This window comes from Leucobacter massiliensis (assembly GCF_002982315.1).
Taxonomy (GTDB): Bacteria; Actinomycetota; Actinomycetes; order Actinomycetales; family Microbacteriaceae; genus Leucobacter; species Leucobacter massiliensis.
Genome location: NZ_MWZD01000013.1, coordinates 115764 through 141859 on the forward strand (window position 1 = coordinate 115764; position 26096 = coordinate 141859).

27 protein-coding genes are annotated in these 26096 nt (G+C 70.7%); 7 read left to right on the plus strand and 20 right to left on the minus strand.

What is annotated here, in order from left to right; all coding sequences use genetic code 11:
* Positions 1–30: 30 nt before the first annotated feature.
* From B4915_RS02715 to B4915_RS02740, 6 genes are all read right to left on the minus strand, one after another.
* The gene (locus B4915_RS02715; RefSeq protein WP_105804310.1) at positions 31–2019 is read right to left on the minus strand and encodes a BCCT family transporter; all 1989 of its coding nucleotides are present in this window, start codon (positions 2017–2019) and stop codon (positions 31–33) included.
* Complete coding sequence (locus B4915_RS02720; protein ID WP_105804311.1) at positions 2016–2654, minus strand: phosphoribosylanthranilate isomerase; 639 nt, start codon at positions 2652–2654, stop codon at positions 2016–2018. Before B4915_RS02720 ends, B4915_RS02715 begins: the two co-directional genes overlap by 4 nt.
* A 10-nt stretch (positions 2655–2664) precedes the next feature.
* Complete coding sequence (locus tag B4915_RS02725) at positions 2665–4263, minus strand: SulP family inorganic anion transporter (protein ID WP_105804312.1); 1599 nt, start codon at positions 4261–4263, stop codon at positions 2665–2667.
* Between the two features lie 255 nt (positions 4264–4518).
* Complete coding sequence (locus B4915_RS02730) at positions 4519–5307, minus strand: phosphatase PAP2 family protein (protein ID WP_105804313.1); 789 nt, start codon at positions 5305–5307, stop codon at positions 4519–4521.
* Positions 5304–6203 carry a TrmH family RNA methyltransferase gene (locus B4915_RS02735; RefSeq protein WP_105804314.1) on the minus strand — a complete coding sequence of 300 codons (900 nt, stop codon included), beginning with the start codon at positions 6201–6203 and terminating at the stop codon, positions 5304–5306. Before B4915_RS02735 ends, B4915_RS02730 begins: the two co-directional genes overlap by 4 nt.
* Positions 6200–7195, minus strand: coding sequence for an alpha/beta fold hydrolase (locus tag B4915_RS02740; RefSeq protein WP_245907312.1), 996 nt, complete (start codon positions 7193–7195; stop codon positions 6200–6202). The genes B4915_RS02735 and B4915_RS02740 overlap by 4 nt, the downstream gene beginning before the upstream one ends.
* A 106-nt stretch (positions 7196–7301) precedes the next feature.
* On the opposite strand from B4915_RS02740, the gene B4915_RS02745 reads away from it, so the two are divergent.
* The gene (locus tag B4915_RS02745; protein WP_105804316.1) at positions 7302–8006 is read left to right on the plus strand and encodes an exonuclease domain-containing protein; all 705 of its coding nucleotides are present in this window, start codon (positions 7302–7304) and stop codon (positions 8004–8006) included.
* A gap of 91 nt (positions 8007–8097) precedes the next feature.
* Here B4915_RS02745 and B4915_RS02750 read toward each other — a convergent pair whose 3' ends face one another.
* Together B4915_RS02750 and B4915_RS02755 are read right to left on the minus strand one after the other, a co-directional pair.
* On the minus strand, positions 8098–8346 hold the full coding sequence (locus B4915_RS02750; protein WP_053384078.1) for a type B 50S ribosomal protein L31: 249 nt from the start codon (positions 8344–8346) through the stop codon (positions 8098–8100).
* A 143-nt stretch (positions 8347–8489) separates the two neighbouring features.
* Positions 8490–9290, minus strand: a complete 801-nt coding sequence (locus B4915_RS02755; RefSeq protein WP_105804317.1) for an ABC transporter ATP-binding protein — start codon at positions 9288–9290, stop codon at positions 8490–8492.
* Between the two features lie 60 nt (positions 9291–9350).
* Between B4915_RS02755 and serB the strand changes: the two genes are divergently transcribed.
* Complete coding sequence (gene serB / locus B4915_RS02760; RefSeq protein WP_105804318.1) at positions 9351–10007, plus strand: phosphoserine phosphatase SerB; 657 nt, start codon at positions 9351–9353, stop codon at positions 10005–10007.
* Between the two features lie 39 nt (positions 10008–10046).
* On the opposite strand, the gene B4915_RS02765 is transcribed toward serB, so the two are convergent.
* Both B4915_RS02765 and fabG read right to left on the minus strand, forming a co-directional pair.
* On the minus strand, positions 10047–10856 hold the full coding sequence (locus tag B4915_RS02765) for an isocitrate lyase/PEP mutase family protein (RefSeq protein WP_105804319.1): 810 nt from the start codon (positions 10854–10856) through the stop codon (positions 10047–10049).
* 325 nt (positions 10857–11181) lie between these two features.
* On the minus strand, positions 11182–11892 hold the full coding sequence (gene fabG / locus B4915_RS02770) for a 3-oxoacyl-ACP reductase FabG (RefSeq protein ID WP_105804320.1): 711 nt from the start codon (positions 11890–11892) through the stop codon (positions 11182–11184).
* 133 nt (positions 11893–12025) lie between these two features.
* Here fabG and B4915_RS02775 point away from each other — a divergent pair, with 133 nt between their 5' ends.
* From B4915_RS02775 to B4915_RS02790, 4 genes are read left to right on the plus strand one after another with little or no spacing between them, the layout of a single operon-like run.
* Positions 12026–12400, plus strand: coding sequence for a DUF3099 domain-containing protein (locus B4915_RS02775; protein ID WP_105804321.1), 375 nt, complete (start codon positions 12026–12028; stop codon positions 12398–12400).
* Positions 12401–12423: 23 nt separating this feature from the next.
* On the plus strand, positions 12424–12654 hold the full coding sequence (locus B4915_RS14860; protein ID WP_105804581.1) for a hypothetical protein: 231 nt from the start codon (positions 12424–12426) through the stop codon (positions 12652–12654).
* Complete coding sequence (locus tag B4915_RS02785; protein ID WP_245907313.1) at positions 12641–13534, plus strand: SURF1 family cytochrome oxidase biogenesis protein; 894 nt, start codon at positions 12641–12643, stop codon at positions 13532–13534. Before B4915_RS14860 ends, B4915_RS02785 begins: the two co-directional genes overlap by 14 nt.
* Positions 13527–14384, plus strand: coding sequence for a cutinase family protein (locus tag B4915_RS02790; protein WP_105804322.1), 858 nt, complete (start codon positions 13527–13529; stop codon positions 14382–14384). The genes B4915_RS02785 and B4915_RS02790 overlap by 8 nt, the downstream gene beginning before the upstream one ends.
* On the opposite strand, the gene B4915_RS02795 is transcribed toward B4915_RS02790, so the two are convergent.
* The 10 genes from B4915_RS02795 to sufB form a co-directional block, all read right to left on the minus strand.
* Positions 14368–15966, minus strand: a complete 1599-nt coding sequence (locus tag B4915_RS02795) for an ABC-F family ATP-binding cassette domain-containing protein (RefSeq protein ID WP_105804323.1) — start codon at positions 15964–15966, stop codon at positions 14368–14370. The genes B4915_RS02790 and B4915_RS02795 overlap by 17 nt on opposite strands.
* 78 nt (positions 15967–16044) lie before the next feature.
* A complete protein-coding gene (gene pgl, locus B4915_RS02800; protein WP_245907314.1) occupies positions 16045–16770 on the minus strand; it encodes a 6-phosphogluconolactonase in 726 nt (241 codons plus the stop codon).
* Between the two features lie 3 nt (positions 16771–16773).
* On the minus strand, positions 16774–18228 hold the full coding sequence (gene gndA / locus B4915_RS02805) for an NADP-dependent phosphogluconate dehydrogenase (RefSeq protein WP_105804324.1): 1455 nt from the start codon (positions 18226–18228) through the stop codon (positions 16774–16776).
* A gap of 4 nt (positions 18229–18232) precedes the next feature.
* A complete protein-coding gene (locus B4915_RS02810) occupies positions 18233–19159 on the minus strand; it encodes a glucose-6-phosphate dehydrogenase assembly protein OpcA (protein ID WP_105804325.1) in 927 nt (308 codons plus the stop codon).
* Positions 19156–20709 (minus strand): glucose-6-phosphate dehydrogenase, encoded by a 1554-nt coding sequence (gene zwf / locus B4915_RS02815; protein ID WP_105804326.1) that lies wholly within the window; start codon positions 20707–20709, stop codon positions 19156–19158. The genes B4915_RS02810 and zwf overlap by 4 nt, the downstream gene beginning before the upstream one ends.
* 94 nt (positions 20710–20803) lie before the next feature.
* A complete protein-coding gene (locus B4915_RS02820) occupies positions 20804–21154 on the minus strand; it encodes a metal-sulfur cluster assembly factor (RefSeq protein ID WP_245907315.1) in 351 nt (116 codons plus the stop codon).
* A gap of 27 nt (positions 21155–21181) precedes the next feature.
* Complete coding sequence (sufC, locus tag B4915_RS02825; protein ID WP_105804327.1) at positions 21182–21946, minus strand: Fe-S cluster assembly ATPase SufC; 765 nt, start codon at positions 21944–21946, stop codon at positions 21182–21184.
* A 3-nt stretch (positions 21947–21949) separates the two neighbouring features.
* Complete coding sequence (locus B4915_RS02830) at positions 21950–22276, minus strand: non-heme iron oxygenase ferredoxin subunit (RefSeq protein WP_105804328.1); 327 nt, start codon at positions 22274–22276, stop codon at positions 21950–21952.
* Positions 22277–23479, minus strand: coding sequence for a Fe-S cluster assembly protein SufD (sufD, locus tag B4915_RS02835; RefSeq protein ID WP_105804329.1), 1203 nt, complete (start codon positions 23477–23479; stop codon positions 22277–22279).
* The gene (gene sufB / locus B4915_RS02840; protein ID WP_105804330.1) at positions 23479–24897 is read right to left on the minus strand and encodes a Fe-S cluster assembly protein SufB; all 1419 of its coding nucleotides are present in this window, start codon (positions 24895–24897) and stop codon (positions 23479–23481) included. The genes sufD and sufB overlap by 1 nt, the downstream gene beginning before the upstream one ends.
* A 249-nt stretch (positions 24898–25146) precedes the next feature.
* Here sufB and B4915_RS02845 point away from each other — a divergent pair, with 249 nt between their 5' ends.
* Positions 25147–26091, plus strand: coding sequence for a COX15/CtaA family protein (locus tag B4915_RS02845; protein ID WP_245907316.1), 945 nt, complete (start codon positions 25147–25149; stop codon positions 26089–26091).
* The last annotated feature ends 5 nt before the right edge of the window (positions 26092–26096 follow it).

The following is a 26096-nucleotide window of genomic DNA, read 5'->3' on the forward strand; positions in this document are numbered from 1 at the left end:
TGCCGAGAAGCGCTAGCTTCGAGCCGCGGCTCACCGCTGCGGGGGAGAGGCGTCGCGCGCGGCGCTCGCCGAGCTCGCGGCCCCGTCGGTTCCGGGCGTCAGCTCGGGGAGCGGGTCCCTGCCGGGAGGGAGCGCCTGCTCCTCGGCGGAGTTCCGCTCGGCCTCTTCGATGGCCCGGGAGGAGCGGCCGGGCGCGATCTCCCCGCCCTCCCGCGCCACGTGCTGGATGGGGCCTGTCGTCGCGTCCACGTACCAGTCGGTGAGCGCCGGGTCGGCGCTGTCGAAGTCGGCCCCCGCGCCCTCGTGCGCCGGCACCTCGCTCGCGCCGAAGACGAAGTCGTCGCCGTACTCGTCGATGCCGCGGCGGACCCCCTGGGCGATCGCGGCACGCGCGTAACGCTGACGGATGATGTAGGGGTCGGTGCGCAGATCCTTCGCCCAGGAGATCATCACCCCGATGACGACGAACGCGAAGGGGAGCGCGGAGACCACCATCAGCGACTGGAGGCCGCCGAGGGTGTCGCGTCCTCCGGCGAGCAGCAGCGCGACCGCGATGAGCGAGAGCAGCAGCCCCCAGACGATCGTGACCCACTTGGAGGGTTCGGGTCGTCCCCCCTGCGACATGGAGGCCATGACGATCGACGCCGAGTCGGCGGCGGTTACGAAGAAGATGAGCACCGCGAACATCGCGACCACCGAGGTGATCATGCCGAAGGGAAGGCGCTGGAGCACCTCGAAGAGCACCTCCTCGCCGGAGCCGCCCGTGCTGAGCTCCTCGCCCGAGAGGCTCATGGAGATGGCGGTGCCGCCGTACACGACGAACCACGCGATCACGATGGCGGAGGGCACGAGCATCACCGTCACCACGAACTCGCGCAGCTTGCGCCCGCGGGAGATCTTCGCGATGAACATGCCGACGAACGGCGTCCACGACACCCACCATGCCCAGTAGTAGGTCGTCCACTGCGCGAGGAACTCCGCCGTCTCCGGGCCCTCGTTGGGATTGCGGGCGAGCATGAAGAGCAGCTCCTGGAAGTACTCCACCACGGCGGAGGGGAGGAAGTTGAGCAGGAAGACCGTGGGGCCGACCACGAGGACGAACAGTTCCAGCGCGCCGGTGAACATCATGTTGAGGTTGGAGAGCCGTCGGATGCCGCGCTTCACGCCGGACACCGCGGAGGCGATGAAGCAGGCGGTGAGGACCGCGAGCGCCCCGATGAGGAAGGTGTTCCCGAGGTCCCCGAGGCCCGTGACAATGCGGAATCCGCTTTCGATCTGCAGCGCTCCGATGCCGAGGGAGACCGCCGTGCCGAAGAGCGTGACGATGATGGCGAAGACGTCGATGATCCGGCCGAGCAGCCGGTTGCCGCCGCCGGGGAAGACGGGCTCGAAGAGCGCCGAGATGAGCGGGGGGCGCCCGCGACGGTAGGTGCTGTACGCGATAGCGCCGCCCACGAGCGCGTAAAAGGCCCACGCGATCGGCCCCCAGTGGAGGATGGTCTGGGCGAGGGCCGGCAGCGCCGCCTCCGTCGAGCCGGCGGGGGCGGCGACGCCCGGCGCGGGATCGAGGAAGTAGGTGAGCGGTTCGAGCGGGCCGTAGAACAGCAGCCCGATGCCCAGGCCGGCCGCGAACAGCATCGAGATCCACGAGCCCATTGAGAACTCCGGCTGCTCGTCGTCTGCGCCGAGGCGGATGCCCCCGGTCGGGCCGAAGCCGATGACGAGCATGAAGAGCGCGACGAGGATCGCGAGTGCGCCGAAGAGCCAGCCGAAGTTGCCGCTGACCCAGGCGAGGGAGGCGGCGCCGACTGCGCCGACGCTGTCGGGCGCGGCGAAGGCCCAGACGATCACGGAGAGGGTGAGCACGACGGTCACGGAGAAGACGAGCCAGTTGGTCCGGAAGCTGAGCCCGGTCTGCTCCACTCCGATGCCGGGGATAAGTGCGGGGTGGGGGACCGGGGGTGGCGTCGGCACCGTGATCTTCATGGTCCGCTTGCCAGTGTGATGCTGCTTGCTCATCGTTCCTCCGTGCCCGCCGCGCCGCGCGCGGCGACGATGAATCGCTCGATCAGGGCCGGGTCCTTCAGCCCCGGCTCGCGCTCGACCCCGCTCGACACGTCGACGCCCCAGGGCATGACTGCGCGGACCCGGTCGGCGACATTCCGCGCATCCAGCCCTCCCGCGAGCACCCATCCCTCGCCGATCCGAGCGCGCAGCGCGGTCCCCGGCGCGAGGGGGGACAGATCCCAGCCCGCTCCGGAGCCGGGCACCGCCCCGTCGAGCAGGAGGCGCTCCTCACCGCGGTCGCCCGCGCGCAGTCCGGGATCCCGGGCCAGCGAGGCGGCACGCCATACCCGTGGGAGGATCCGCTGCGCAGCTGCGAAGTCCGCCGCATCGTAGTCGCCGTGCAGCTGCAGCACCTCGAAGCCCAGCCGGAGCGCGGTCTCGGCGGCGCGGACGGCGGGCATCGCGTCGACCACGAGCACCGCGTCGATCCCTCCGTGCCGTGCTTCGGCGACGACTTCCGCCGCCTCGCCGACGCCCGCGTTGCGCGGGCTCCGAGCGCTCATCACCACGCCGAGTGCGTCTGCTCCGCTCGCCACTGCGTGCCGTGCGGTCGCTGCGTCGCGCAGCCCGCAGATCTTGACATACATGGATTCCAGTCTAGGCCGCGCCGGGAGCCTGCTCCGAGCCGGGGCCCGCCGAGCGCGGGTCGTCCGAGCGCGGGTCGTCCGAGCGGGGGTGCTCCGAGAGCCGGGAGAGGAGTGCGCTCGTGGCGGCGTTCATGCCGGTGATCTCGACCTCGGTGCCGAGCTGCGCGTACTTCGTCACGATCGCGTCCAGCGCCGCGACCGTCGATGCGTCCCAGACGTGCGATCCGGAGATGTCGATCTCCACCCGCTGCGGGTCCGCGCGGTACTCGAAGAGCGTCGTCAGATCGTTGCTCGATGCGAAGAACAGCTCGCCCGTGACGATGTAGCGCGCCAGGGGAGCGCCCTCACGTACTTCGACCCGCCGCTCGACGCCCACGAACCTCGCGACCCTGCGCACGAACAGGAGCGAGGCGAAGAACACTCCCGCGATGACGCCGATCGCGAGGTTATGCGTGAGCACGACGCACGCCACCGTCGCGAGCATCACGGCGGTCTCGCTGAGCGGCATGCGCCGGAGGGTCGCCGGGCGGACGCTGTGCCAGTCGAATGACGCCACGGAGACCATGATCATGACCGCGACGAGCGCCGCCATCGGGATCGCGGCGACGAGATCTCCGAGGAGGACGACGAGCACGAGCAGGAACACGCCGGCGAGGAATGTGGAGATGCGCGTGCGCGCCCCCGATACCCGCACATTCATCATGGTCTGGCCGATGACGGCGCAGCCGCCCATGCCGCCGAAGAACCCGGAGAGGATGTTGGCGGCGCCCTGCGCCCACGACTCGCGGGTCTTGTCCGAGCGGGTATCGGTGATCTCGTCGACGAGCTTCGCCGTGAGCAGGGACTCCATCAATCCGACGACCGCGACCCCCGCGGCGTAGGGGGCGATGATGCTCAGGGTCTCCCAGCTCAGGGGGACGTCCGGGAGGAAGAACGACGGCAGGCTGCGCGGGAGTTCGCCCTGGTCGCCCACGGTCGGCACGTGGATGGAGAGGGCCACCGCGGCGACCGTGACGAGCGCCACGGAGACCAGGGGAGCGGGGATGGCGCGCGTCAGGCGCGGCACGATGAGGATGATGAGGATGCCGGCCACGACCAGGGGATACACCGCCCAGGGGACGCCGATGAGGTGCGGGATCTGGGCCATGAACACGAAGATCGCGAGGGAGTTGATGAAGCCGACCATCACGCTGCGGGGGATGAAGCGCATGAGCTTCGCGACGCCGAGGGCGGCGAGCAGGATCTGGAACACGCCGGCGAGCAGGATCGTCGCGATCAGCATGTCGAGGCCGTATCGGGGAGCGATCGGCGCGACCACCAGCGCCACGGCGCCCGTCGCGGCGGTGATCATCGCGGGACGGCCGCCCAGGAATGCGATCGACACGGCCATCACGAATGAGGAGAAGAGGCCGACCCGGGGATCGACGCCGGCGATGATCGAGAAGGAGATGGCCTCGGGGATCAGCGCGAGCCCGACGACGAGGCCGGCGAGCGCCTCGCGGGTGAGCAGGCGGGGCGAACGGAGGGCATCCCGCACGGTGACGTCTCGTTCATCGCGGACTGCCGGCGACCCTCGGCCGGCGATGAAGCGGCGGACCGATCTGACCATGCGTGCTCCTCGGGGACCGTGCGGCGATGGTGCGCCTCGCGGCGCGACAGTCAAGCGTAGCGCGCTGCGGCCCGGCGGGCGTGGGGAGGGAGTGCGCGGGCGGGAGACTGCGCCCCCAGCCACACGAGAACTGACATAATATAGATTATCGAACAACCGTGGGAGTGCCGCGCGCTCGCGTATCGTCGCCGCGGCGCCGGCACACGGGCGGCGCCGGCACACCTGGAAGCCCGAGTGCTCGGCGCCCGGCGGAGTTCACGATCTGGCGGAGCACAGGAGGAACAGCGTGCGCGCCGCGAGCGCCGCGAGCGATACGCCGCCGAACTCGCCGGCGCTCAGCATGAGCGCCGCGTTCTCCTGCAACACGGCCAGCCCGACGAGCACGAGCGCCGCCGCGGCCACCGCGCCGGTCACCACGAGCAGGCCGATCGACACCGTGCGTGCGAGGAACGGCGTGCCGCGCACCGTCGCCGGCCGGATCAGGCAGGCCAGCGAGAAGGCGAGCGCGGCCAGGGCGAGACCTCCGAAGACGTCGCTGGGCCGGTGCCAGCCGAAGGCGAGCAGCTGCCAGCCCGCCGCGCCCAGCAGCGCTGCCCCGCCGAGCGTGACGATGCCGCGGATCCGCGCAGGCACCGCCCAGATGAGCGCTCCGGTGAGCGCCGCGAACACCGTCATGTGGCCGCTGGGAAAGGTATTGGGCAGGTCCAGTTCGAAGAGCTGGGGCCGGGTGAGCAACTGCTGCTTGAGCAGCTGCGAAGCGACGATCGTGAGCGCGGGGACCAGGGTCACGACCGCCGCCCTCCGGATGCCGTGCGCGAAGAACGCGATCCCCCCGACGATCAGCAGCGCGACCGCCACCGTGGGCACCGACACCAGATTCAGCGGCGGCGGCGGGCTGAAAGTGAAGTCCGCCGCGTCGAGTGCCGTGTCCTCCGCGCGCTGGCCCAGCGGATTGCGCACCCCGAGCACGTAGGATCCGACGCCGATCGCCGCCCACAGCAGCACGAAGCCGAGTGCGCGGCCCCTCCCGCCGAGGCGGCTCACGCCCCGCTCCCCTGCGCCGGCGAGCCGGCAGCGCCGGTCCGGGGCCGCACGGCCGCGTCCAGCTCCGCCGCGGCGCGTCTCGGCGCCCCGTCCGCAGAGCGCACGGCCCACAGGGCGACGGCCGCGGCGGTCGCCACGTTCAGGGAGTCCACGCCGTGCTCCATCGGGATCACGACGGAGCGTGCGGCCGAGGCGAGCGCACGCCGGCTGAGCCCGGCGCCCTCGGTGCCGAACACCAGCGCCAGCCGCTCGGGCAGCTCGTGCACGAAATCCGCGAGATCCTCGGCGTCGTCGCGCAGTGCGAACGCCGTCAGCTCATATCCCTCGGAGCGGAACATCGGCCCCGCCTCACGCCAGTCGGGCAGCCGTGCCCACGGCACCTGCAGCACCGCTCCCATGCTCACGCGCACGGCCCGCCGGTAGAGCGGATCCGCGCACGCCGGCGACAGCAGCACTGCGTCGGCGCCCAGCGCCGCCACGCTGCGGAAGATCGCCCCGACGTTCGTGTGGTCGGCGAGGTCCTCGAGCACGACGACCCGGCGCGAGGCGCGCAGCAGCGCGACCGGGTCGAGCGGTTCCGGCCGGTGCATCGAGGCGAGCGCGCCACGGTGCAGATGAAAGCCCGTGAGCGCTTCGAGCTGCGCGGGCTCGCCGATGTAGACGGGCACCTCGGGAAACGCGGCGAGCAGCGGCTCGACGCGCGGCAGCCACTCCTCCAGCAGCAGCACGGAGCGCGGCCGGTGGCCGGCGCCGAGTGCCCGCTCGATCACCTTCGGCGACTCGGCGAGGTACAGTCCCTCCGCCGGCTCGCGCACCCGCCGCAGCGCGACATCCGTGAGACTCGTGTAGTCCGCGAGCGCCGGCGCATCGAGATCCGAGATCCGCTGCACCCTCACGCGGCACCCCGGCCCGGTCCCGCGAGCCCGGATCCGCCCGCTTCTTGCTCCCCCGGGTCGCGATCCGCGACGCCCCGCTCCCCCGTGCCGGCTTCGCGGAGCACTCCCGCCCGCGGCGAAGTGAGGAACTCGCGCGCGAAGGCGACCGCGTCGGCCACCGCTTCGTAGTGCACGAGGTGGCCCGTGCCCGGGACGATCCGCAACAGCGCGGCGGGAACGCGCCGCTGCAGCTCCAGCTGGCGCGCGAGCGGCGTGATGTCGTCCCGCTCTCCCGCGATCAACAGGGTCGGCATCGTGAACGCGGGCGCGAACTCGGAGACCGTGTGCGAGACGGAGGCGCGGAAGGCCTGGAGCAGCGTCGACGGGTCCGAGAAACGGCTGAAGTAGGCCGCGTGCTGCGCGTGGATCCAGTTCCGCAGCTCCGGATCACGGGTCTTCGCCATGACCTCGCTCATCACGCGCACGATCACCGGGTTGCCGAGCAGGGCGCGCGCCGCCCCCTCGGGAAGCAGTTCCGCTGCCCGGTAATAGCCCACCGCGAGCCGCGTGAGCGCCGCCTTCGGGCCGGCGAGCGCGGGCGCGGAGATCGGATTGACGAGGATGAGGCGCTCGGGTGCGAGTCCGCCCGCGATCGCCGCGCCCACCACCAGTGAGCCGAAGGAGTGCCCGAGCACGGCGAAGCCCCCGGGCGCCGTTTCGGCTGCGAAGGCGCGCAACCACTCGCCGTAGAGCTCGATCGAGTGCACGCGGCCGGGGATCGCCGGGCTCGCGCCGAAGCCCGGCAGATCGGGCACCAGGATCCGGAGTTCCGGCAGGCCTTCGGCGAGCCCTCGGGCGATGCCCTCCAGGCCGTGGTGGTCGCCCCGGAAGCCGTGCACGAGGATCAGGGCGGGCCCCTCGTCAGCGCCGTAGCACCAGTACCGCGTGTCCGCGCCGAGCGTCGGGACTGCGCCCGGCGCGGGCTCACGGATGGTCGAGGCGGCTGAGGTCACCCGGAGATCGTAGCGAAGCGGACTGGGCGGGAGCTGCGTCCGCCTCGTCCGACGGCGCACCCGGTTGCGCGCACTCGATAGCATCGACGCAGACGAAAGGAGCGCCGTGACCGCGCAACTCCCCCTCTGGGCCTCCGACCTCGCCGTCTTCGACACCGAGACGACCGGCGTCGACACGAGCCGCGCCCGCATCGTGAGCGCCACCGTCGCGCTCATCGGCGCCGGCGGCGAAGTGGCTGAGCGCTACGACTGGCTGCTCGATCCCGGTGTCGAGATACCGGCCGCGGCCGTGCAGGTGCACGGTGTCTCCACGGACATCGCTCGCGCGAGCGGCATCGCGGCCGCCGTCGGCGTGCAGCAGATCGTCGACCGCTTGCGCGAGATGATCGAGCGCGGCTTCCCGATCGTCGCCTACAACGCCCCTTACGATCTCACCCTGCTCGCGGCGGAGGCGGCGCGGCACGGGGTCACGCTCCCCGCCGAGCTCTCCCCCGTCATCGATCCGCTGGTGCTGGACAAGCAGCTCGACCGCTATCGGAAGGGCAAGCGCACGCTCGAGGCGGTCGCCGCGCACTACGGCGTCGAGATCGGCAACGCGCACGACGCCGGCGACGACGCGATCGCCGCGGGCCGCGTGCTCCAGTGCATCGCCCGGAAGTACGCCGACGTCATCCCCGAGGAGCTCGACGAGCTGCACAGTGCGCAGGTCGCGTGGGCCGCATCGCAGGCCGCGAGTTTCCAGGACTACATGCGGCGGGTGCGCGACCCGTCCTTCGTCGCGGACGGATCGTGGCCGATTCGCCGATTCTGAGCGAGGCGGGCCCCGGGAAGCGTCCGCATCGCGTCCGGAAACGAGGAAGGGCGGGGGCACACGGCCCCCGCCCTTCCTCGTCGTGCGCTGCTCAGGCGCCGAAGCCCTTGAAGCGCTGGTTGAACTTCTCGACGCGGCCCGCCGAGTCCATGATGCGCTGCTTGCCCGTGTAGAACGGGTGCGAGGCGCTGGAGATCTCCACGTCGATGACCGGGTAGGTCTCGCCGTCAAGCTCGATGGTCTTCTCGCTGGTGAGCGTGGAACGGGTGAGGAACGTCTCGCCCGAGGCCAGGTCGCGGAAGACGATTGCGTTGTACTCGGGGTGGATGTCGGTCTTCATGAGTGTTCCTTCGCTTGCCTTGGAGTGGGTGTGTAGCAGCACACCGCGAGGTCTTGGGAGATTGCGACGGAGTCGCACCAGCGACCCACTCTACCAGACCGAGCGGTGCGCTGCGCGAGACGACGCGCCGCTCCCCCAGCCTCTCAGCCCTGCGCGGGCTCCGGTCGCGCCACCGCCGCGTAGCGTCCGTCGTGCTCGCTGAGCTCGAACGGCATCCCGAAGGTCGCCTCGAGGTTCTCGGAGGTGAGCGTCTCGCGGATCGGGCCCGCGGCCTGGACCCGGCCCTCGCGCAGCATGAGCACGTGGGTGAAGCCCGGCGGCACCTCCTCGACATGGTGGGTCACCATGATCATCGCCGGGGAATACGGCGACCGCGCGAAGCCAGAGAGCATCTGCAGCAGACGTTCACGGGCACCGAGGTCGAGACTCGCGCTCGGCTCATCGAGGAGCAGCAGCTCGGGATCGGTCATCACCGCCCGAGCGATCAGCGCGCGCTTGCGCTCCCCGTCGCTCAGCGTGCCGTAGCGATGCTCCGCGAAGTCGGCGAGGTCCCACTCGGCGAGGATCCGCTCCGCCTGCCGGACGTCGACCTCGTCGTAGCTCTCGTTCCACCTGCCCTCGACCGAGTAGGCCGCGGTGAGCACCAGGTCCCGCACGAGCTCCGCCGCGGGGATCCGGCGTCCCGTCGCCGAGGAGACGAAACCGATCCGATTGCGCAGCTCGAACACGTCGACCTTGCCGAGGCGCTTCTCGAGCACGTCCACCGTGCCACTCGTCGGATAGTCATTCGCGGTCGCGAGCTTCATGAGCGTCGTCTTCCCCGCGCCGTTCGGGCCGAGGATCACCCACCGCTCCGAGTCCTCCACCGACCAGTCGACGCCGTCGAGGATGAGCCGGCCGTTGCGCACATAGGTGACATCCGAGAATCGCAGCACATTGACCATGCCCACCAGCCTAGTGTCCGTCCGCACGCGGTGCCGTCGGCACGCCATAGGCTTGACGCCATGAGTCACTCCCCCGCCGATCCCGCCCGCCTGCTCGTCGTGCTCGACTGCGACTCGACCACGATCAAGGACGAGGTGATCGAGCTCCTCGCCGACGCCGCGGGCAGTCGCGAGCTCGTCGCCGAGGTGACGGAGCGCGCCATGCGCGGTGAGCTCGACTTCGCCGAGAGCCTGCGCGAGCGAGTCGCCACGCTCGCCGGGACGCCCGAGTCCGTGTTCGAGCAGGTGTACCGGCGCGTGCGACCCAGCACGGGCATCCGGGAGCTCATCGACGCGGTGCACGAGCGGCACGGGATCGTGGCCGTGGTGTCCGGGGGCTTCCACGAGGTGCTGGATCCGCTCGCGGCGGATCTGCGGGTCGATCGCTGGCGCGCGAACCGGCTGGAGCTCGCGGGCGGGAAGCTCACCGGCAGGACCGTCGGACCGGTGATCGACGCGGAGGCGAAGGCGGATGCGCTGCGGGAGTGGGCGGACGAGGCGGGCGTGCCGCCGAGCGCGACCATGGCGATCGGCGACGGGGCGAACGACCTGCGGATGATGGCGGCGGCGGCCGTCTCGGTCGCCTTCAACGCCAAGCCGGTGGTGCGGGAGGCCGCGGACATCTCCATCGAGGAGGATCTCGCACTCGTCATCCCGCACCTCGACCGCCTGCGGTGAGGCGGCACCGGGCCCGCGTGCGGTCCGGCGCCGTGCGGCTCAGAAGTTGTTGAGGATCTCGGTGTCCTCGGGGATGACCCCGTCGGCGAGCAGTGAGCCGCCGAGACGCTTGAGCGCCGTGAGGGCGACGTTCTGCGGCATGGGACCGTAGGAGATGCGGGCGACGCCGAGCGCCTCGTACTCGGCTGCGGTGAGCGCGCCGGGCAGCCCGATGACGCTGACCTTCCGCTCGCCGATCCCCTCGACGAGGCGGCGCGTCTCATCGGCGTTGAGCACACCCGGCACGAAGATGCACTCGGCACCCACCTCGAGGTAGGCGCGGCCGCGCTCGATGGCGTCGGCGATCGACTCGTCCCGGGGGCGGTCGCCGCCGCGCACCAGGGCGTCGGTGCGGGCGTTGAGCACGAAGGCGACGCCTTCTGCGCGTCCGGCCTCGACGGCGGCACGCATCACCTCCACGGACTCGGCGAGCGGGCGCAGCCGGTCCTCGATGTTCGCACCGCTCACGCCGACGCCGATGGCCCTGCGCACGGCCTCGCCGGAGTCGCCGAAGCCCGCGTCGAGATCGGCGGTGACGGGCAGCTGGGTGACGGCGGCGATGCGCTCGACGCTCATCAGCATCCGCTCGAGCGGGATGTGCTCGCCGTCCGGGTAGCCGAAGGAGGCCGCGATCCCGTGCCCCGCGGTGGCGATGGCCCGGGTGCCGGGCAGCTCGGCGACGACTCGCGCGCTGGCCGCGTCCCACACATTGACGACCCGGAGGATCTCCGGCGCCCGGTAGAGGTCGGCGAGGTGCTGGGCGTCGACGACGACGCGGGTGAGTGACCGAGGGTGCTCGTGAGTGCTCATGACCCCAGGGTATGCCTAACGGAGCGCTCGGCGATACTCTTCTCAGCTGCTGAGCAGACTCACGCGAGCGTGGTCGCTACTCAACGCGCTCAGTGACCCATCCCCGCTCCGCCGCTCAAGGCGACGCATCGCGTCGCGCGGCGCGTGCGCCGAGGCCGCCCCGGCCTCGGGTATTGGGCATTCAGAGGGTCGCTGAGCGCAACGCGCTCAGTGACCCATCCCCGCTCCGCCGCTCAAGGCGACGCATCGCGTCGCGCGGCGCGTGCGCCGAGGCCGCCCCGGCCTCGGGTATTGGGCATTCAGAGGGTCGCTGAGCGCAACGCGCTCAGTGACCCATGCCCAGTCCCCCGTCGACGGGAATGACCGCGCCTGAGATGTAGGCGGCGTCGTCCCCGGCGAGGAAGGAGGCGGCGCCGGCGATCTCGGCGACCTGCCCGAAGCGGTTCGCGGGGATCGAGGAGAGGTACTGGCGCTGCTGCTCTTCGGGCAGCGCCGCCGTCATGTCGGTCTCGATGAAGCCGGGTGCGATGACGTTCGCGGTGATGCCGCGCCCGCCGAGTTCCCGGGTGAGCGATCGAGCGAAGCCGACGAGCGCCGCCTTCGAGGAGGAGTAGTTGATCTGGCCGGGTGAGCCGTAGAGGCCGACGACGGATGAGATGAGGATCACGCGGCCGAAGCGTCCCTTGAGGAGCCCCTTCGCGGCGCGCTTCACGACCCGGAAGGTGCCGGTGAGGTTCGTGTCGATGACGGAGGTGAACTCCTCCTCCGTCATCCGCAGCAGCAAGGTGTCGCGGGTGATGCCCGCGTTCGCGACGACGACCTCCACCGGCCCGAGCTGGGCCTCGATCTCGGTGAAGGCGGCGTCGATGGAGGCCGCGTCCGTCATCTCGGCCCGCACGGTGAGCGCGCCCTCGGGGCCTTCGCCGGAGCGGGCGGTGACCGCCACTCGGTGGCCGTCCGCGATCATGCGCTCGGCGATCGCGCGGCCGATGCCGCGGTTGCCTCCGGTGACGAGTACGGTGCGCGAGGTGGTCATGTAGGTCCTTCCGACGAAACGGCTGCGATCAACCTTAGGCGACCGCTGCCCGCGGATGCGCTGGACGCGCCCGCGCGCGAGGCGAAGGTCCAGCCAGACGGGCGTAGGCTGGTCGGGACCGGAGAAGAGGCGAATGGCGAAGAGCTACAGTGTGACCTCGGCTGGGGTGAACCCGGCCGACGATCGCGCGCACCGCATGCGCATGTATTTCATCGCGATGAGCCTGCGCGTCGTGTGCGTCGCTTCGCTGTTCTGGGTGCGCGGATGGTGGGTGCTGCTCGCCGCGGCCGGCGCGGTGATCCTGCCCTGGTTCGCGGTGATGGTGGGCAATGCGGTCGCGCACAACGGCGGCGAGGCCCCGGAGGCCCCCGCTCCGGCGGAGCTCGAAGGCTCCCCCGCCCCGCGCGACGAGGCCGAGGATCCGGCTCGCTCGCTGATCGTCATGGAGGTGGATCCGGAGCGCCGTGCGGCGCCGCGGGAGCACCCGCCGGCGGAGGGGTCTTCGTGACGGGCGCGGGAGCCGGAACGCCGCTGGGCGCGCTCGGCGGAGCGACGGAGCAGCCGTTCGAGTGCTCTCGGGCCGCGTGCCGGGAGGCGGCGGTCTGGGCGATCCTGTGGCGAAATCCGAGAATCCACGGTCCGGAGCGCCGGAAGACCTGGCTCGCCTGCGCGGAGCACCGTGAGACGCTGCGCGCGTTCCTGGCCGCCCGTGATTTTCCGTTGGAGGTGCGTGGGGTGGAGGATCTCCGTGGCCGTGCGTGATCCGCGTTCCGGCGGGGAGCCCGCCCGCGTCGGCTGGTCGTTCCTGCGCTCACCGCGCTGGATCGGCTACTTCGCGATGCTGCTGGTCTTCTCGATCGCCTGCGTGCTCCTGGGCAACTGGCAGTTCGAGCGGCGAGCCGAGGCGCGGGCCGAGATCGCCCGGATCGACGCGAACTACGACGCGGCGCCCGCTCCGCTCTCGGAGGAGCTGCCGCGGCGCGACGCCTTCGACGAGGACGCCCAGAAGTGGCGGCAGCTCGTGGTCGAGGGCGAGTACTTCGGTGAGCCCGCCCTGGCACGGAATCGGCCGGGGCCGCAGGGTGTGGGCTCGAACCTCATCCAGGCCCTCCGCACGAGCGACGGCGGGGTGTTCTTCGTCGACCGCGGCTGGGTGCCGGTGGACGGGAGCGCCGCTGAAGGAGACGAGTTCGACGCGAGCGCCCTCCCGGCTCCGCCGGACGGCCCCGTGAGCGTGGTGGTGCGGCTGCGGGCCTCTGAGCCCGCGATCCCGGGGCGTACGACGGAGGGCCGGACGGTCGCGAGCATCGAGCTGCCGGAGCTGGCTCGGATGCTGGGCGTCGCGGGCGAGGCCTACACGGGCGCCTACGGCATGCTCGTCTCGGAGGACCCCCCGGGCGAGCACGGAGTGCTGCCCGCGAAGCCGGAGCGCGACGAGGGGCCCCACCTCTCCTACGCGCTGCAGTGGTACGTCTTCATCGTGATCGCCGGCATCGGCGTGGCCTACGCGGCGCGCCGCGAGTACCGTGGCCTCAACGCGGGCAGTGCCGCCGTGCGCGAGCAGGATCGGCGCATTGCGGAGCGCCGTCGCCGGCGCGGTCCGAGTGACGCCGAGGAAGAGGATGCGCTGATCGATGCGTAGGACACCAGCGGTGCTGCTGCTTGCCGCGCTCCTGCTGCCGCTCGCGGCGTGCGCGCCGACGATCGACCCCTCCGAGGCGCGCGAGTCCCTCTCGGAGGTGACCCAGGATCCCGCCGAGCCGGAGGCGGCCGAGGAGTACGACGCCGAGGCGCACCCGGAGCCCATCGTGGAGCCGCTCGAGTGCCTTCCCTATCTCGTGGTCACGGCAAGGGGGACGGGCGAGCCGTCGCGCGGGCAGCTGCTCGACCCGGTCGCGCGCGCCATCTCCGAGGCGCGGCCCGATGAGGTGCTGCGTCTCGACCTCGACTACGCCGCCGACACCGATGTGAAGGAGGGCGGCACGGTCGGCGCGAGAACCCTCGTCGACACCCTGAACGTGCAGGCAGAGAGCTGCCCGGATCAGCGCTTCGTGCTGCTCGGCTACTCGCAGGGCGCGCTCGTCGTGGGCGATGTGCTCGCGGCGCCCGATGTGCGGCTCGTCGGGCAGCGGGTCGGAGAGCTGACGCCCGAGGCGGCCGAGCGGGTGCTCGCGGTCGTGCTCTACGGCGACCCCCGTTTCGTGGGGGGCGAACCGACCGGCGTCGGCGACTTCGATCCGGAGCTGAACGGCATCCTGCCGCGGCCGCCGGGCAGCCTGGACGCCTACGCCGAGCGGCTGCGCGACTACTGCGTGGCCGGCGACTTCGTCTGCCAGGCAAGCCTCGACCTCGATGAGGAGCCTCACGTCGAGTACTACTCGAACGGGATGCAGCAGGACGGTGCGGCCTTCGCGATCACGCGCCTCGATCCGCCGTCGCGTGCGACGGAGGATCGGAGCGGGGAACGCGACCCGGCTAGGCCAGCTCGATGAGCTCCAGGTAGTCCTTCGACCAGTGGTCCTCGGTGGCCTCCGGCATGATGAGCACGCGCTCGGGGTTGAGCGCCTCGACGGCGCCCTGGTCGTGGGAGACGAGCACCACCGCGCCCGTGAAGTGGGCGAGGGCGTCGAGGATCTCCTCGCGGCTGGCGGGGTCGAGGTTGTTGGTGGGCTCGTCGAGCAGCAGCACGTTCGCGCTGGACACGACGAGCATGGCGAGCGCGAGCCGCGTCTTCTCGCCGCCGGACAGCACCCCGGCCGGCTTGTGGACATCGTCGCCGGTGAAGAGGAACGAGCCCAGCACCCGGCGCGCCTCGGTCTCGGTGAGGTGCTGCGAAACCGAGACCATGTTCTGCAGCACGCTCGCCTGCACGTCGAGCGTTTCGTGCTCCTGCGCGTAGTAGCCGACTTTCAGGCCGTGCCCCGCGACGATCTCGCCCGTGTCCGGCTCGTCCACCTGGGCCAGCAGCCGCAGCAGCGTCGTCTTGCCGGCGCCGTTCAGACCCAGCACCACGACCTTCGATCCGCGGTCGATGGCGAGGTCGACCCCCGCGAAGATCTCCAGCGAACCGTAGGACTTCGAGAGGCCTTTCGCCATGAGCGGGGTCTTGCCGCAGGGCGCGGGGTCGGGGAAGCGCAGTTTCGCGACGCGATCGACCTGGCGCTCGTCTTCGAGGCCCGCGAGCATCTTCTCGGCGCGGGCGACCATCTGGTGCGCGGCGGCGGCCTTCGTGGCCTTCGCACCGAACTTGGCCGCCTGGTCCTTCAGTGCCGAAGCCTTCTTCTCGATGTTCGCCCGCTCCTTGCGGCGGCGCTCCTCGTCGGCGGCGCGCTGACGCAGGTAGAGCTTCCAGTTCATGTTGTAGATGTCGATGACCTGGCGGTTCGCATCGAGGTAGAATACCCGGTTGACGGTTTCGCCGACGAGCTCGATGTCGTGGGAGATGACGATGACACCGCCCTTGTAGCCCTTGAGGAACTCGCGCAGCCACACGATCGAGTCGGCATCGAGGTGGTTGGTGGGCTCGTCGAGGATCATCGTGTCCGCGTCCGAGAACAGAATGCGAGCGAGCTCGATGCGGCGGCGCTGACCGCCGGAGAGCGTCTTCAGCGGCTGATCGAGGATGCGGTCGGGCAGGCCGAGGTTGTGCGAGATGGAGGCGGCCTCCGACTCGGCGGCGTAGCCGCCGAGCGCGTGGAAGCGGTCGGTGAGGTTGCCGAAGCGCTTCATGGCCTTCTCGGCGACGGCGGGGTCGTCGGAGGCCATGTCCTCGGTGGCCTTCGCGATGCTCTTCGTGAGCGTCCCGAGGCCGCGTGCGTCGAGGATGCGGTGGCGGGCGATCTGCTCCGGGTCTCCGCTGCGCGGATCCTGCGGCAGGAAGCCGAGCTCACCCGTGATCGAGATGCTGCCCTCGGCGGGCTGCAGCTCGCCCGACAGGGTGCGGGTGAGGGTGGTCTTGCCGGCGCCGTTGCGACCCACGAGCCCGATCTTGTCGCCCGGGTTGACCCGGAACGTCACGCCCTCCATGAGGCGGCGTGCGCCCACGTCGATCGCGAGGTCTTCGACGGTGATCATCGGGTGCGGGGCTCCTTGCTCGTGACGCGCGGCGCGCGGCGGTGGGTGGACAACCTCGCTAGTCTACCCGCCCGCATCTCACTGCGCGCCGAGGGCGGCCTCGTCGGCCCACAGCGTCGTCTCCGCGGATCCCGCCAGCCGAGCCGCGGGCAGCGTCTCCGGGCCGGGTGCGACGATCCCGGCGACGGCTTCCGCCTTCGCGGCCCCCGCCGCGAGCAGCCAGGAGCGCTCGGCGCGGTTCAGCGCGGGGAGAGTGAGCGAAACCCGCTCGGGCGGCGGCTTGGGCGAGTCGCGTACGGGGATCGCGGAGGCCGTTGCGGACAGCAGATCGTCCCGGCCGGGGAATATCGAGGCGACGTGCCCGTCGGGGCCCACGCCGCTGAGCACCAGGTCGATGCGCTCGAGCCCGTCGACGAGCTCCGCGTAGGCGGCCGCGGCACCGTCGAGGTCGAGGCCGCTGTCGCTGGCGGGCACGCGATGCACGAGCGCGGGATCGTGCGCGACGGCTGCGAGCAGCGTCTCGTCGGCGAGGCGGTCGTTGCGCTCGGGATGACCGGCGGGCACCCAGCGCTCATCGCCCCAGAGCAGGCGCACGCGCCGCCAGTCGACCGTGCGCAGCTCCGGGTGAGCCGCGAGGGCGGCGAGCACCGCTGCTCCCCCGCTGCCGCCGGTCAGCACGAGGCACGGGACCGCGCCCTCGGCCTGGCGCGAACGGCACAGTGCGATCGTCTCCTCCGCGACCGCCTCGCTGAGCGCAGCGAGGTCCGCGAATCGAGCCAGCCGGGGCCTGGGAGTGCTCGGCACGCCCTAGACCTCCACCTCGCTGCGGTCCCCCGACCACAGGGTGTGGAAGCTGCCCGGGCGATCCACGCGCCGGTAGCTGTGAGCGCCGAAGAAGTCCCGCTGACCCTGCACCAGAGCTGCCGGCAGTCGTTCGGCACGCAGCCCGTCGTAGTAGGCCAGGGAGGAGGCGAAGGCGGGCGCGGGGATGCCGGCGCCGGTCGCGTGCGCCACCACCCGCCGCCAGGCGGCCTGGCCGCGGCCCAGCGCCTCGGCGAAGTAGGGCGCGGAGAGCAGCAGCGGCAGCCCAGGCTCGGCCGCGTAGGCCTCGGCGATCCGGTTCAGGAACTGCGCGCGGATGATGCAGCCGGCGCGCCAGATTCGCGAGACCGCACCGAGGTCGATGCTCCAGCCGTGCTCGGCGGCGCCCGCGCGGATCACGTCGAAGCCCTGCGAGTAGGCGACGATCTTCGAGGCGTAGAGCGCCTGCCGCACGTCCTCGATGAAGGCGGCGGGGTCTGCGAGCGCGGGGGCAACCGCCGGGCCCGGCAGCCCAGCCGCGGCGGCCCGCTGCTCGGGGTGCGAGGAGAGCGAGCGCGCGAAGGTCGCCTCGGCGATGCCGGAGGCGGGCACACCCAGGGAGAGCGCCGTCTGCACGGTCCAGGCGCCGGTGCCCTTCGCGCCCGCCTGATCCAGGATGACGTCGACGAGCGGCCCCCCGCTTGCGGCGTCCTCCTGGCGGAGCACCTCCGCGGTGATCTCGATGAGGTACGACTCCAGCTCGCCGCGGTTCCACTCGGCGAACACCTCCGCGATCTCGGCGGGAGACATGCCCGTGCCGCGCCGGATGAGGTCGTAGGCCTCGGCGATGAGCTGCATATCGGCGTACTCGATGCCGTTGTGCACCATCTTCACGAAGTGGCCGGCCCCGTCGTGGCCGATGTGGGTGACGCAGGGCTCCCCCTCCGCGACCGCGGCGATCGAGCGCAGGATGGGGCCGAGCGTCTGCCAGGCTTCATCGGATCCGCCCGGCATGATGCTCGGGCCCTTCAGCGCGCCCTCCTCGCCGCCGGAGATCCCGGCGCCCACGAAGTTGATGCCAGTCTCCCGGACCGCGCGCTCGCGGCGGATCGTGTCCGGGAAGTAGGCGTTGCCCCCGTCCACGATGATGTCGCCGGGCTCGAAGACCTCGACCAGGGCGTCGATCATGGCGTCGGTGGCGGCGCCAGCCTGCACCATGATGATCGCGGTGCGCGGGCGGGCGAGGCTCGCCGCGAACTCCTCGACCGAGTACGCCGGGACGAAGCCGGCCTCGGGGTGCTCGGCGAGCAGCGTGCGAGTGCGCTCGGGGCTGCGATTGTACACCGCCACCGTGTTGCCCTCGCGGCTGGCGAGATTACGGGCGAGATTCGCGCCCATCACGGCGAGGCCGACGACCCCGATATTCGCTGTGCCTGTGGTCACACCGGCTCCTTCGTTCATGGTGTCAGCTCTGGTTCGTGTTGCGGGTGCGCGCGAGCTGGGCGAGCACCCGTCCGTACATCACGTCCTCGTGCAGGCCGCGCAGTTCTTCGGCGAGGCACTCGCTGAGGGTGCGCCGCGGCAGCACGATCTCGTGGGTCGGCTGGCCCGGCTGCCGCAGCTCGGCGCGAGTGGGCGACAGCCGTTCGAGCACCGCGTCCCCGCCAGCCCGGACGAGCCGCACCGAGTGCAGCCCCTCCGCGTGGAGCGAGCGGTCGAGCAGGGTGCAGGAGGTCGGCACCTCGAGTGCGAGCTCGAGCCAGGCGGCCAGCAACTCCGTGGACGGCGAGGCCTCGGAGCCGATCACCTCGACGGCGGTGACCGTCTCGTGCGGAGGCTGATCGAGGATTGCCGCGAGATACTCGCGCCAGCGTGTCAGCCGCGTCCACGCGAGATCCGTGTCCCCGGGAGTGTAGCCCGCGATCCGCGTCTCCCAGCCCGCACCGCCCACCGCGGCCGCGTCGGTGATGCGTCGCTGTCCGATCCGGCCGAGCGGATCGGCGCCGGGGCGATCCGGGGCCGAGGCCGGCCACCACACCGCGACCGGGGCATCCGGAAGCAGCAGTCCGGTCACGAGGCCCTCGACGCCGCTCGCCACCGCTCCCCCGGCGCGCAGCACGATCACATCGCTCGCGCCCGCGTCGGCGCCCACGCGAATCTCCGCGTCGAGGCGCGGCTCAGCCTCGGGGCGGGTGATCAGCACGATCACGCGCATCGGATGCTCGCTCGACGCGTGGTTCGCGGCCTCGATCACCGACTCGTCCAGGGACCCCTCGGCACTGATCACGAGGGTGAGCACGTGCCCGAGAGCGGAGACGCCGGCCTCCTGCCGCATCGACAGCAGCCGTCGCGACACCGCGCTGACGGTGGTGTCCGGAAGGTTCTCGATCACGGTCGCCTCCAGCTCCGCCCGTCGCGGGCCAGCATCTCGTCGGCCGAGGCGGGGCCCCACGAACCCGGAGCGTACTGCTCCACCGGCCCGTCCAGGCCTGCCCAGAATCGTTCCACGGGGTCGAGGATCCGCCACGACAGCTCCACCTCGGCCTGACGCGGGAACAGCGGTGCGTCGCCGAGCAGCACGTCGAGGATGAGGCGCTCGTAGGCCTCAGGGCTGGCCTCCGTGAAGGCGTGGCCGTAGCCGAAGTCCATCGTCACGTCACGGACGCGCGTACCGCTCCCCGGCACCTTCGCGCCGAAGCGGATCGTGATGCCCTCATCGGGTTGCACGCGGATCACCAGCGCATTCGAGCCCTGCTCAGTGCGCTGCGCCCGGCCGAAGAGGTCCCCGGGTTCCTGCTTGAAGACGACCGCGATCTCGGTGACCCGCCGGCCCAGCCGCTTTCCGGTGCGCAGGTAGAAGGGCACACCGGTCCACCGGCGGGTGTTCACGTGCAGCTTCATCGCCGCGTAGGTCTCGGTCCTCGACTCGGGGTTCATCCCCGCCTCGCCCAGGAATCCGCGCACCAGCTCACCGCCCTGCCAGCCCGCGGCATACTGCCCGCGGGCGGTCGCCGTCGCGAGGTCCTCGGGCAGCGACACCGCCTCCAGCACCTTCTCCTTCTCGGCGCGCAGGTGCCGCGCGCTCAGGCTGATCGGCTGCTCCATGGCGGTGAGCGCGAGCAGCTGCAGCAGGTGGTTCTGGATGACGTCGCGCGCCGCTCCGACCCCGTCGTAATACCCGGCGCGGCCGCCGACGCCGATGTCCTCGGCCATCGTGATCTGCACGTGGTCGACGTAGTTGCGGTTCCAGATCGGCTCGTACATCGCGTTGGCGAAGCGCAGCGCCAGAATGTTCTGCACCGTCTCCTTGCCGAGATAGTGGTCGATGCGGAAGATGGAGTCGGCGGGGAACGCGGACTCGAGCACCCGGTTGAGCTCTCGCGCCGAGGCCAGGTCGTGCCCGAAGGGCTTCTCGATGATCACCCGCCGCCAGCGCTGATCGTCCCGCTCCTGCTCGACGAGGCCGGAGTTCGACAGGTGCGCCGCGACCTCGGGGAAGGCGGCGGGAGGGATCGACAGGTAGAAGGCGTGGTTGCCCATCGTGCCGCGCTCGCGATCGAGCGTCTCGACGGTCTCCCGCAGCCGCGCGTAGGCGCCCGGGTCGTCGAACTGGCCCTGCACGAAGCGGATGCCCTCCGCGAGCTGCTGCCAGATCTCCTCGCGGAACGGCGTGCGCGCGTGCTTGCGGACCGCGTCGTGCACGATCTCCGCGAAGTCCCGATCCTGCCAGTCGCGGCGGGCGAAGCCCACCAGCGCGAACCCCGGGGGCAGCAGGCCGCGGTTCGCGAGGTCGTAGACCGCCGGCATCAGCTTCTTCGTCGACAGATCCCCGGTGACGCCGAAGATGACGAGCGCGCTCGGCCCGGCGATCCTGCTCAGGCGAGGATCGTCGGGAGAGCGCAGCGGATTCGACGGCCGGGGCGCGGGATCCTGGGATCCCACTCCCCGGCCGCCGAGCGGTGCCGTTCCTGCGCTTGCGCTCACCTCGGCGCCCACCGCCGTCCCGCAGCTGCTCGCCTGCGCTCTTCGATCCGCGTCATATCGCGAATCCCAATGCTCTCATCATGTCGCGGCCGTCGTCGGTGATGCGCTCGGGGGTCCACGGCGGCATCCACACCCAGTTGATGCGGAAGGCCGTGACGAGCCCGTCGAGCGCCTCGGCGATGTCGTTCTCGATGACGTCCGTCAGCGGGCAGCCGGCGCTCGTCAGCGTCATGCTGATCACGAGCGCGTCATGCTCCTCGTCGAAGGCGAGATCGTAGATCAGGCCCAGGTCGACGATGTTCACGCCGAGCTCAGGGTCGGAGACGTTCTTCAGCGCCTCGAACGCCTGCTCGCGGAACTCGGGATCGATCGACTGCGGGACGGCCGCTGCTTCGTCGCTCATGGAATCCAACCTATCCGAGTGCCGGGTTCAGGCCGAGGCGCCGGTGAGGAAGCGGTCGTAGCCCTCCTCCTCGAGACGCTCGGCGAGTTCCGGCCCGCCCTCCTCGGCGACCTTGCCATCGACGAAGACGTGCACGAAATCGGGCTTGATGTACCGCAGGATGCGCGTGTAGTGGGTGATGAGCAGCACACCGAGGCCCGTGGCCTCCTTCGCGCGGTTCACGCCCTCCGAGACGATCTTCAGCGCATCGACGTCGAGACCGGAGTCGGTCTCGTCGAGCACGGCGAACCGGGGCTTCAGCAGTTCCAGCTGCAGGATCTCGTTGCGCTTCTTCTCGCCGCCCGAGAAGCCCTCGTTGACGTTGCGCGAGGCGAAGGACTCGTCCATGCGCAGATTGCCCATGGCCTCCTTCACGTCCTTCATCCACGTGCGGATCGCCGGGGCCTCCCCGTCGATCGCGGTCTTCGCGGTGCGGAGGAAGTTGGCGTTCGTCACGCCGGGGATCTCGACCGGGTACTGCATGGCGAGGAACAGCCCGGCCTGCGCGCGCTCGTCCACCTCCATCTCGAGCACCTCTTCGCCGTCGAGCAGGATCGAGCCGCCGGTGACCTCGTAGCGCGGGTGTCCCGCGATCGCGTAGGCGAGGGTCGACTTGCCCGAACCGTTCGGGCCCATGATCGCGTGGGTCTCGCCCTGCTTGATCGTGAGGTCGACGCCCTTGAGGATCTGCTTCTCCCCCTGCTCGGTCTCGACGCTGACGTGCAGGTCCTTGATTTCCAGAACGGAGTTCATGGTCTAAATCTCTTTCGTAACGTTGGGGTCGATGTACACGTCGCCGTCTTCGATCTCGACGACGTACACGGGGACCGGCTCGTAGGCCGGAAGATTCTGGGGAACGCCGGTGCGCAGCGAGAATGCCGAGCCGTGCGCCCAGCACTCGAGGGTGTCACCCTCGACGAAGCCCTCGGACAGGCTGATCTGCCCGTGGCTGCAGGTGTCGCCGATCGCGTGGACCTCGCCCTGGCCGTCCAGCACCACGGCGATGGGCACGTCCTCGACGACCACGCGGGTCGCCTGATCCTGCACCAGCTCGCTCACCGCGAGCACTCTCTGTCGCGCCACTCACGCTCCCCCGAGTGCCGTGGGCGACTCCCCGAGCTCCGCCTCGACGGCGGCCTGCAGACGCTCCTCGGTGGCGGGGTCGCCGATCTGTGCGATGACCTCCAGCAGGAAGCCCCGCACCACGAGCTTGCGGGCCTCCTCCTCGGAGATGCCGCGGCTGCGCAGATAGAAGATGTGCTCGTCGTCGAAGCGCCCCGTGGCGGAGGCGTGGCCCGCGCCCGCGATGTCGCCCGTCTCGATTTCGAGGTTGGGGATCGAGTCCGCCCGCGTGCCCTCGCTGAGCACGAGGTTCCGGTTCTGCTCGTAGCTGTCGGTGCCGGTCGCGCTATTGCGGATCAGCACGTCGCCGATCCACACCGTGTGGGCGCCCTCCCCCTGCAGCGCACCCTTGTAGGTGACGCGGCTGCGCGTGTGCGGTGCGTCGTGGTCGAGGTAGACCTGGTGCTCCAGGTGCTGCCCGGCGTCGGCGAAGTAGGCGCCGAGCGCCTCGCCGTTGGCGCCCTCGTGATCGAGGTGGATGGAGGGGTTGAGGCGCACGACACCGCCGCCCAGCGAGACGACGATGTGGACGAGCGAGGCGTCCCGGCCCACCGTCGCATAATGGCTGGCGAGGTGGATGGCGTCGTCCGCCCACTGCTGCACGCTGACGACGGTGAGCTTCGCCCCGTCGCCGACGACGATCTCGACGTTCTCGGAGAGCTGTGCGCTCCCCGAGTTCTCGAGGATGATGAGCGCTTCGCTGTGGGGCGCCGCCTCGATCACCGTGTGCGCGGCCCGCGGGCTCGCGTCGAGCCCGGATCGCGACACGACCGCCGTCACCTTCTCCTCGGAGGCGACGCGCAGCAGATGCGCCTCGGAGAAGGCGCTCCACGCTGCTGCTGCGGCGCGCTCCTCCGGAATGCCGGCGCGGCCGATGCGGGCATCGTCGCGGGCGATCCACTCGGAGCTCACCCCCGGCGCCTCGCCCACCGACACGGGAAGACGCCCGCCGTCGAGTTCGCCGTTCAGGAGCGCGTCGAGCTTCGCCACCGGGGTGTACTTCCACACCGCCTCGCGGCCGGTGACCGGCGCGAAGTCGGCGACGTTCGTGGACTTCGGCCGCTCGGAACGGGTCTGCACGGGCACGCGGTTCGCCCAGTCGCCGTCGGAGTGCGCCACCAGGCCGTGCTGGGCGGTCTGCTTCTCGGCTACAGCTTCGGTCATTATCCGACGGATCCTTCCATGCCCATCTCGATGAGCTTGTTGAGTTCGAGCGCGTACTCCATGGGCAGTTCCCGCGCGATCGGCTCGATGAAGCCGCGCACGATCATCGCCATCGCCTCCTCCTCGGCGAGGCCACGGCTCATGAGGTAGAAGAGCTGCTCCTCGCTCACCCGCGAGACCGTCGCCTCGTGGCCGAGCTCGGCGTCGTCCGTGCGGATGTCGATCGCCGGATAGGTGTCGCTGCGCGAGATCGTGTCCACGAGGAGCGCGTCGCACACCACCGAGTTCGCGGCGTGGTGGGCGTTCGCCTCCACGCGCACCTCGCCGCGGTAGCCGGTGCGTCCGCCGCCGCGCGCGATCGACTTCGAGAGGATCGAGGACTTCGTGTGGGGTGCGAGGTGGATCATCTTCGCCCCCGCGTCCTGGTGCTGGCCGGGGCCGGCGAAGGCGACGGACAGCGTCTCGCCCTTCGCGTGCTCACCGGTCAGGTAGATCGACGGGTACTTCATGGTGACCTTCGAGCCGATGTTGCCGTCGACCCACTCCATGGTGGCGCCCTCCTCGGCCACGGCGCGCTTCGTCACCAGGTTGTAGACGTTGGTCGACCAGTTCTGGATCGTCGTGTAGCGCACGCGCGCATTCTTCTTCACGATGATCTCGACGACCGCGGAGTGCAGCGAGTCGGACTTGTAGATGGGTGCCGTGCAGCCCTCGATGTAGTGGACGTAGCTGCCCTCGTCCGCGATGATGAGCGTCCGCTCGAACTGGCCCATGTTCTCCGTGTTGATCCGGAAGTAGGCCTGCAGCGGGATCTCCACGTGCACGCCCTTCGGCACGTACACGAAGGAGCCGCCCGACCACACCGCGGTGTTCAGCGCAGCGAACTTGTTGTCGCCGGAGGGGATGACGGTGCCGAAGTACTGCTCGAAGATCTCGGGGTGCTCGCGCAGGGCCGTGTCCGTGTCGAGGAAGAGCACGCCCTGCTGCTCCAGATCCTCGCGGATCTGGTGGTACACGACCTCGGACTCGTACTGCGCCGCAACGCCGGCGACCAGGCGCTGACGCTCGGCCTCGGGGATCCCGAGCTTCTCGTAGGTGTCCTTGATCTCCTCGGGCAGGTCCTCCCAGGTGGTCGCCTGCTTCTCCGTGGAGCGCACGAAGTACTTGATGTTGTCGAAGTCGATCTCGGAGAGATCGGCCCCCCACGAGGGCATCGGCTTGCGATCGAAGATCTGCAGCGCCTTCAGCCGCCGCTGGAGCATCCACTCCGGCTCGTTCTTCAGGGCGGAGATGTTCCGCACGACCTGCTCGTTCAGGCCCCGCTGAGCTGCGGCGCCGGCGGTGTCGCTGTCGTGCCAGCCGAACTCATACTGCCCCAAGCCTTCGAGCTCGGGTCGGTCGATCAATACCTCAGGCATGATCCCCCCTCAATTCTTCATCATCTCCGGGCATCCCCGCGCGCGCGGGAGCACCGTTTCGGGCACACAGTCTCGGCCCTGCAGCGGTGCAGTATTCTGGGCTTTGGAACGAAACCGCTCGATCCGGTGCCGCGCACCGTGTTCCGGTTTCGCCGCACGCAACCACAGCTTCCCATTCTACAGCTTCCCGTGGAAAACGGGAGGGGCGCACCCCCGGGCGCGAGTGGGCAGCCGCCGAGAGGAGAGCCGTTGTCCGCTGCGACCACCCCTGCCGGGGCCGCCCAGTCTCCCGCCGAACCGCGCGAGCGTTGGGCGGGCCCGCCGCGCGCGCTGCGCATCACGGCCTGGATCTCCTTCGTGCTGAACGTCGCGATTATCGCTACGGGCGGAACCGTGCGGCTCACGGGTTCGGGCCTCGGCTGCTCGGACTGGCCGGTCTGCACGCCCGGCTCGCTCGTGCCCACGCCTGAGCTCGGCATCCACGGCGTCATCGAGTTCACGAACCGGACCATCTCCGGGCCGCTGCTGCTCGCGGCGATCGCGGTGTTCGTGCTCAGCTGGCGGCTGCGGTCCCGGACGGGACGCCGCGATCTGCGCGCGATCTCGGCCGTGGTGCTGGGCCTCGTGGTCGCCCAGGCGCTCGTCGGCGCCTTCGTGGTGTGGTTCCACCTCAATGCGAACCTCGTGGGCTTCCACTACGTCGCCTCGCTCGTGCTGGTCTGCGTCACCGCGGCCTTCCTGGTGCGGATGTACGAGCCGCCGCTTCCCCGCGAGCGCGCCGTCCCGAAGGGCTTCGCGATCACCACCCACATCACCACCTTCGTGATGGCGATCACGGTGGTCTTCGGCGTCCTCACCACGGGCGCGGGCCCGCACTCGGGCGACGCCGCAATCGTGCGGGACGGCTTCGACGCCGAGCTGCTCAGCCACGTGCACGCCTGGCCGGGCTATGCGGCGCTGACGCTGACGCTGGTGCTCGTGGCCTGGTCGGTGGCGCGGCGTCTCCGGCCGATGCGGTGGTCGCTCGCGCTGCTGGCGGTGCTGGTGGTGCAGATCCTCGTCGGCGTCTATCAGGCGCGCAACGGGCTTCCGCCCGTCGCCGTGGGCGTGCACATGGTGCTCGCCTCTCTCACGGCGGCGACCATGACGGTGGTGGTGCTCCGCCTCAAGCGCCCCGCCGCGCTCGCCTCCTGATCCCC